Here is a 7,065-nt window from a genome sequence, read left to right as displayed (position 1 = left end):
CATCGAGCCGCTGCGCGAGCCGCGCCAGAGCGACCAGATTGTTGTCCCGAGCCGCCGAGTCAATCATCGGCGGCAACACCGAGAGCACATCGCTGTTATACAGCGCCATGCGAATCACGTTGACCAGGTGGGCGCGGGTGAATCTCAACGTTTGCCAGCTTCCATCGCGAAGGGATTCATAGCGAACCTCGACCGGCTCCGCCTCAAGTCGATCCAGCAGTTCCGTGATGTCCCGTTCCAGTTTGGGAAACCGCTCCCGACAGGGCGATGCCTGGTCGCATTGACGAATCAGCGCATCCAGGGCGGCCTGGCTGTGAATGGCTATTTGTGGTCCGAGACTGACATCGGCGGGCAGCACACCGTCCAGAACGGCCGTCCGGACAGCATCCGGATAGCGGCGCATGTAGGTTTGCGCTACCCGGGTGCCATAGGAGACGCCGTACAGGTTCCAGCGAGACACCCCGAGTGCCTGACGCACCTGCTCCAGATCCCGTACTGCCACCTCGGTTGTATAGTAACGCGGGTCGCCGTTGAAATCCTGCAAACAGGCCCGCGCCAGAGATGCCAGTTGCGTGGGGTCCGGCTCAGCTAATGGCAGGTGGGCTTCCTCTACCGCACATGGCTGCGGGTTCGATTGACCCGTGCCGCGCTGATCCACCAGATAGATATCCCGCCGCCGGGCCAATTGGGCAAAGGCCCGATCCAGACGAAGAAAACTGCGACTGGCCGCCTGACCGGGGCCGCCGGCAATCGCCAGAACCGGATCATCCTGGACCTGAGCGGCAGTGGCCGGAAGACGCACGATCAGCAGATCAATCCAGACATCGTCCGGCCCCTGCTGCTCATAATTCTCCGGAACGCTCAAACGGGCGCACTGCACATGGCGAAGTCGTTCGTTGGCCGTGAGGGCACAGTCGGAAAACTCCAGTTCTGTCCCCGAGGGGGTCAGTGCACCGACCTTACCCGCTTGAGGTTTATCGTCCGCCGCCAAGGCAAAGCCTGTTACTGATACCAAAACAGGCAACAGTAGTGCGAACCAACGGTACCCGAATTTTCGCTGTTGCATGAACATCAACGGAGCCTCCCGGGTTACCCGCTTGTGACTCCAAAAAACGGCTTGAGTCGATCAGCTTCCCACATGGTGTCCTGGTAACCGAGTTCCATCAATTCGCCGATGAAAGACTGGTGAAACAACAGATAACTGGCCGCTGTCGCACCGCCTCCCTTGGCGGTCGCACCGATGGCACGCAGGAAAAAACGCAGGCTCTTGGGCAGGTTCCGCACCTTGCGCCCGGCAATATTGTCCAGCTCCCGGGAGGGGGAAATGATCCGGTTATCCACCGCGCGCAGCGGTAAATCGGCGGCGGCGAGCTTGTCTTCGGGAATCATTCCAACCAGTTCATTGATGCGCTCCAGGTGCTCCAGGTCTCCTTCCAGTGCATCGATGAAAGCGCTGTTGAAAAGCTGCCCGACAATCTGGGCCATGGACGGCGAGTGCCGCACGGTACGCCGATGCACCGGCTTGCGGGCTTCACGATTGCCACTGACCCCGACAATAAACAGGGATTCCGCCCCGAGGTGTAGCGCCGGACTGATGGGTGCCAACTGGCGAAGCGCACCGTCACCGAAATATTCCCGATTGATGCGAACCGCCGGGAAAATGGTCGGAATGGCCGACGAGGCCAACAAGTGCTCCAGTTTCAGTCGGGTCGGCATACCGACTCTACGATGGCGATTCCAGCCCTCCAGCTCGGGCGCCCCCTGAAAGAAACTGACCGACTGCCCCGAGCTGTAACCCATGGCATTGACCGCTACTGCATGCAGCTTGCCGCTGGCAATGGCGGCATCGAGATTTTCAAAACGTACCGACGTACCCAACAGATGCCACAAGGGACCGTTATCCAGCATCGACAGAGGCCGCGTTCGCCCCACCCCTTCGTTGAACAGGGAAAAACCGAGCAGACCCAGCCCGCGGGCCAGATCACTCCAGCCGTGGCGATAGACCTGGCCGGGGGTCAACCGCTGCCAGATGCCCGCCAGCGACTGGACTGATTCGCGAAAATTGCCCGGGTGGCACGCCAGCGCCAGCGCATTGATCGCCCCGGCGGAAGTGCCGCAAATGATCGGAAACGGATTGACGGTGTCCGCCGGCAGAATATTGGCCAGCGCCTGTAAAACACCCACCTGGTAAGCGGCACGCGCGCCACCTCCAGAGAGAATCAGGGCTCTTTTCATGAACACTCTCTAGCTGATGTCACGCACGGCCGGTTTTCGCTGGTTCCTCGTCCCGCAACTCACGCCGCAGCACTTTGCCCACGTTGGATTTGGGCAACTCGTCCCGGAACTCGACATCGTGCGGCACTTTGTAAGGGGTCAGATTTTTCTTGGCAAATTCCCGGACTTCTTTCACGGTCATGTCCCGGTTGGCGACGATATAGGCTTTGACCAGCTCACCACTTTCCTCGTCGGGCACACCCACGACCGCCGCCTCGACAATGTCCGGGTGGGTGCAGAGCACATCCTCCACTTCATTCGGGAAGACCTTGAACCCGGACACATTGATCATATCCTTCTTGCGATCGACAATCCGGATGTAGCCATCCTCCTGAATGACCGCCATATCGCCGGTTTTGAACCAGCCGTCCTCATCGAGTACCTGCCGGCTTTCATCGGGTCGATTCCAATAGCCCTTCATGACCTGGGGGCCATGCACACACAGCTCACCGGGCTCACCGTTGGGCAGCGACTGTCCTTCTTCGTCTATGACCTTGCACTCCGTGTCCGGCATGGGCAGCCCCACAGTGCCCTGCTGGATCGCACCCGGCGGATTGATGGAAACCACCGGAGAGGTTTCGGTCAGGCCGTAGCCTTCAAAAATGCCGACACCGGTGACTTCTTTCCAGCGCCGTGCGGCAGCGGCCGTCAGCGCCATGCCACCTGAAGCAGTCAGCCGCAAATGGCTGAAGTCCAGCTTGACGAAATCCGGATCCCGGCACAGGGCATTGAACAGGGTGTTCAACCCGACAAAGCAGGTAAACGGTTTGCCTTTGAGGGTTTTGACAAAACCTTTGATATCCCGGGGGTTGGGAATGAGCAGGTTGTGATTGCCCAGGGACAGCGCCGAGGTGATATGCAGCGTAAACGCATAGATATGGTAGAGCGGCAACGGGGCAATATAGTATTCCTGATTGACCCGGAACTCCCCTTCCATGTGCTTGTTCACCTGAAGCATATTAGCAACCAGGTTGCGGTGCGTCAGCATGGCGCCTTTGGCAACGCCGGTTGTGCCGCCGGTGTACTGGAGCACGGCGACATCGTCCGGAGACTGCTCGACTTTGCGATAGGCACCCTGAGCAAGCCCGAGCGCCTGGCGGAACTCAACCTGACGGGGGAAGTGAAAGCTCGGCACCATGCGTTTGATGTACTTGATCACGGTGTTGAGCAGCACCCGTTTCACGGGTGGATGGAGGTCCGCCAGCTCAGTCACGATCACCTGCTCGACCTCGGTGTCAGCCACAATCGAGGCGGCTTTGTCCGCGATGTTGGCCAGCACCACCAGCGCCCGTGCGCCGGAGTCCTGCAACTGATGTTTGACTTCCCGGGCGGTGTACAGTGGGTTGGTGTTGACCACCACCAGCCCCGCGCGTAGCGCGCCCAAGAGTGCCACCGGGTACTGGAGAATGTTGGGAAGCTGGATGGCAATGCGGTCGCCCGGCTGCAGGTCCGTGTGCTGCTGTAGATAGGCCGCAAATTGGCCGGAGAGACGGTCCAGATCGCCGTAAGTCAGCGTATGGCCGAGACAGGTGAACGAATCGCTGCGTTCGTACTGCCGCAGAGCCTCATCCAGAACCGACACGACGGTACGGTCATAATCTAAGGTCATAATCACTGTACTCCATTTCAGGGCCCGCTCCGTCTTCCTGTGAACCGCGGTGCCGGGCTTGATTTAGTGTTATCTACAGTGATTATCGGTGCCCGGCCAGGGACTTGCAACCGATGTCCCGCACTTTTGCTCCGCCACCCCGACATTGCTTGCCGAAGTGGCAGAACACCGGCAACCCGCTAGCGGAACAGGTCCTCAAGGAATTGTTGCGTCTTGTGCCAAGAATCCGCATCGGCACTGGCGTCATAGCTCAGCGGGAGCTCGAATTGACGCCCCAACTCGGTCGCCTCCGGGTTGGTAAAACCATGTTGGGCACCGGCGTAGTTCACCAGTTCGTAGTCCACGTCGGCCTGACGCATTTCCTCCTCAAAGTCCGCTACCTGTTGGGCGGGCACCATCGGGTCCGCCTCGCCGTTGAACACCCTGACGGCGGCCTTCACATCTCCCGGCTGCGCCGGTGACTCTGCGGCCAACATGCCGTGATAACTCACCACCCCGTCCAGATCCACGCCGGCGCGGGCCATGTTCAACACCACGGCGCCGCCAAAACAATAGCCCAGCGCGGCGATATCATCCGGCGCCACCATGGACTGCTCACGCAACACCGAGAGCGCCTCGGTGAAGCGCGCTTTGGCCGCCTCTTTATCGCTCATCACGGCCTGCATGAACTCATTCGCCTGGCTGGGATGTTCCGCGTATTTATCCGAGCCATACATATCCAGCGCGAAGGCGGCATAACCGAGTTTGGCCAGCATCTCGGCGCGCTGACGGACATACTCGCCGTGCCCCCACCATTCATGCACGATCAATACACCCGGTCGGGTTCCGCTATGCGCATCGTCATACGCCAGGTAGCCGGTGAATGTCTCACCATCGACCTGATAATCAATTTCACGGGTCTGCAGCTCGGCCTGGGCGCTCAGGCAGACCGAAAGCAGGCTGCCGGCAAGCGTCCATCGAATCAAACGGGGGAACAGGTTGTTCATGACGAGTACTCCTTTTTCCTTTGGGGGATAAACATTGGGTAGAGCTATACGCCGCAACCACCGCCTTGTATCACTTTGGATCCTTGCTGAAACCGGAAAACCCGGGACTCACAGTTCGGCCAGCTGCCAGACATCGTACGCCGGTTCTTCGTAGGGATGGGCCGCCTTCAGGGCCGAAATGGCAGGGCGGATCAGATCGTCGGCGCACACCAGCTCGACGCGATACTCGGATACGCGCTCGACCTCGCCCTGACGCCCGAGAAACGGTTGACTGCCCGCCAGAGGTCGAAACTGTCCCTGCCCCAGACTCTGCCAGCAACAGCTGTCGTAATCACCGATACGCCCGGCCCCGGTGGCAAAGACGGCGGCTTTGACGGTTTCAAGATGGCTTTCGGGAACGAAAAAAGCCAGTTTGTACACGGCGTTTCTCCTCTCTCATCCTTTCTCGGGTCATTCGCTATTTGGCGCGATAGAGAATACCGGGGTCACACCGGACCATTTCGAACAGATGGGACGCTCCCGCCAAGCCTTCGGAGGAACCCAGAAAAAGAATACCGCCCGGCTTGAGCGAGCCGTGGATTTTTTCCAGAATCCGACGCTTGAGGTCAGCGTTAAAATAGATCAGAACGTTGCGGCAAAAGACGATATCAAATTTGCCCAAGCCCGCGTAGGAATCCAACAGGTTCCAGGCCTTGAACTCTATTCGATCCCGCACCAGCGGCTTCACCCGCCAGACGTTCTCCCGCGGGTTGTCAAAATAACGCTCCAGCCGCTCCGTCGACAGTCCGCGCACCACCGACAGGCGATCGTATTCGCCCCGCTTGGCCTGATCCAGCACAATGGATGACAGATCAGTTGCAACCACTTGTACCGGCCGGGCCAGAGCGCCCATCCGCTGACGCCGGAATTCCTCCACCATCATGCTGATTGAGTAGGGTTCCTGGCCCGAGGAACAGGCGGCAGACCAGATGCGGATCGGCCCGGCCATGCGGTGTTCGGTCTGCATCCAGGACGGCAGCAGGGTGTTACGCAGATACTCGAAGGGGTAGATGTCACGAAACCAGAACGTTTCGTTGGTGGTCATGACATCAATGACCCGCTCTTTCAGGCGACGGTTCGTATTCTGCTTGAGCGCCCGGACCAAGTCACTGAACGAGGACAATTGATACTCTTCCAGCAGGCGCCGGATGCGATTGGACACCAGGTACTGTTTATTGTCCCCCAGCGCAATGCCGCAGGCATCCTGCAGAAACTGACGAAAGTGATCAAATTCCGCCTGATCAAAATTATCGCGTTTTCCCGCCGCATTACTCATCAATACTTACCGCTCAAAAGTATGCTCCCACGGTAGCCTGAGCCACCCCTCATTCGCTCTGTTCGAGCAGATCTTCGCCCGTCATGGCTCTGACCCGGTCATTGACCTGACGCGCCAGCTCATCCGGACTGAACTTGGCCAGAAAGGCGTCCGCCCCCACTTTCTTGACCATTGCCTGATTAAAAACACCACTGAGCGAAGTGTGCAGCAAAATGTGCAGCCCCTTCAAATCCGGGTGATTGCGCACCTCGGCGGTGAAGGTATAGCCGTCCATCTCCGGCATTTCGATATCCGAGATGATCATCACCAGCGCCTCATCCGGGTTCTTACCTTGAGCGACCATATCCAGCAGATAGTCCAGCGCTTCGCGCCCGTCTTTTTTCAGGGTTGTCTGAATCCCGATGGACTGCATCACCCGCTGCACCTGCTTGCGGGCAATGACCGAGTCATCCACGATCAGGACATGCTTCTGGACTACCCGCTCGCTGATGCCGTCTTCAATGACACCTTCACTGATCTGCTCATTGACCGGAGCCGCTTCCGCCAGAATTTTTTCGACATCCACGATCTCCACCAGCTCGCCATCGACCTCGGTAACCGCCGTCAGGTAATGGGCTTTGCCGGCTCCCCGCGGTGGCGGATGGATATCGCTCCAGTTCATATTGACGATCCGGTCTACCCCACGCACCAGGAACCCCTGGGCCGTGCGGTTATATTCGGTAATGATGACAAAACTCGACCGTATGTCTTCCAGTGGCACTTTGCCCATGGCCTGATTCATATCCATGATCGACAGGGTACCGCCGCGGATATGAGCGACCCCACGTACCACCGGGTTCCGCCCGGGAATGGCATTCAGCGGCGGGCAGGGTAACACCTCA

The 7,065-nt window shown here is 58.9% G+C and carries 7 protein-coding genes; all 7 read right to left on the bottom strand.

Annotated features, from left to right (window positions below):
• Positions 1 to 1,015 (bottom strand): alpha/beta fold hydrolase (locus B3187_RS11345; protein WP_286806516.1); only part of this gene is annotated, 1,015 nt, incomplete at its 3' end.
• Positions 1,016 to 1,089: 74 nt separating this feature from the next.
• On the bottom strand, positions 1,090 to 2,235 hold the full coding sequence (locus tag B3187_RS11340; RefSeq protein WP_024460444.1) for a patatin-like phospholipase family protein: 1,146 nt from the start codon (positions 2,233 to 2,235) through the stop codon (positions 1,090 to 1,092).
• A gap of 19 nt (positions 2,236 to 2,254) precedes the next feature.
• On the bottom strand, positions 2,255 to 3,883 hold the full coding sequence (locus tag B3187_RS11335) for an AMP-binding protein (RefSeq protein WP_286806515.1): 1,629 nt from the start codon (positions 3,881 to 3,883) through the stop codon (positions 2,255 to 2,257).
• Between the two features lie 179 nt (positions 3,884 to 4,062).
• The gene (locus B3187_RS11330; protein ID WP_286806514.1) at positions 4,063 to 4,869 is read right to left on the bottom strand and encodes a dienelactone hydrolase family protein; all 807 of its coding nucleotides are present in this window, start codon (positions 4,867 to 4,869) and stop codon (positions 4,063 to 4,065) included.
• A 108-nt stretch (positions 4,870 to 4,977) separates the two neighbouring features.
• Complete coding sequence (locus B3187_RS11325) at positions 4,978 to 5,289, bottom strand: YqfO family protein (RefSeq protein WP_024460447.1); 312 nt, start codon at positions 5,287 to 5,289, stop codon at positions 4,978 to 4,980.
• 37 nt (positions 5,290 to 5,326) lie between these two features.
• Positions 5,327 to 6,184: a CheR family methyltransferase gene (locus B3187_RS11320; protein ID WP_286806512.1), complete on the bottom strand. Its 858-nt coding sequence runs from the start codon at positions 6,182 to 6,184 to the stop codon at positions 5,327 to 5,329.
• 49 nt (positions 6,185 to 6,233) lie between these two features.
• The coding region (locus tag B3187_RS11315) for a chemotaxis protein CheV (protein ID WP_286806510.1) at positions 6,234 to 7,065 on the bottom strand (832 nt) is incomplete at its 5' end.

It is taken from the genome of Marinimicrobium sp. UBA4209 (genome assembly GCF_002381585.1).
Lineage (GTDB): Bacteria > Pseudomonadota > Gammaproteobacteria > Pseudomonadales > Cellvibrionaceae > Marinimicrobium > Marinimicrobium koreense.
The sequence above is the reverse complement of the archived record's forward strand: the minus strand, read 5'-3'. Positions and strand labels throughout refer to the sequence as shown.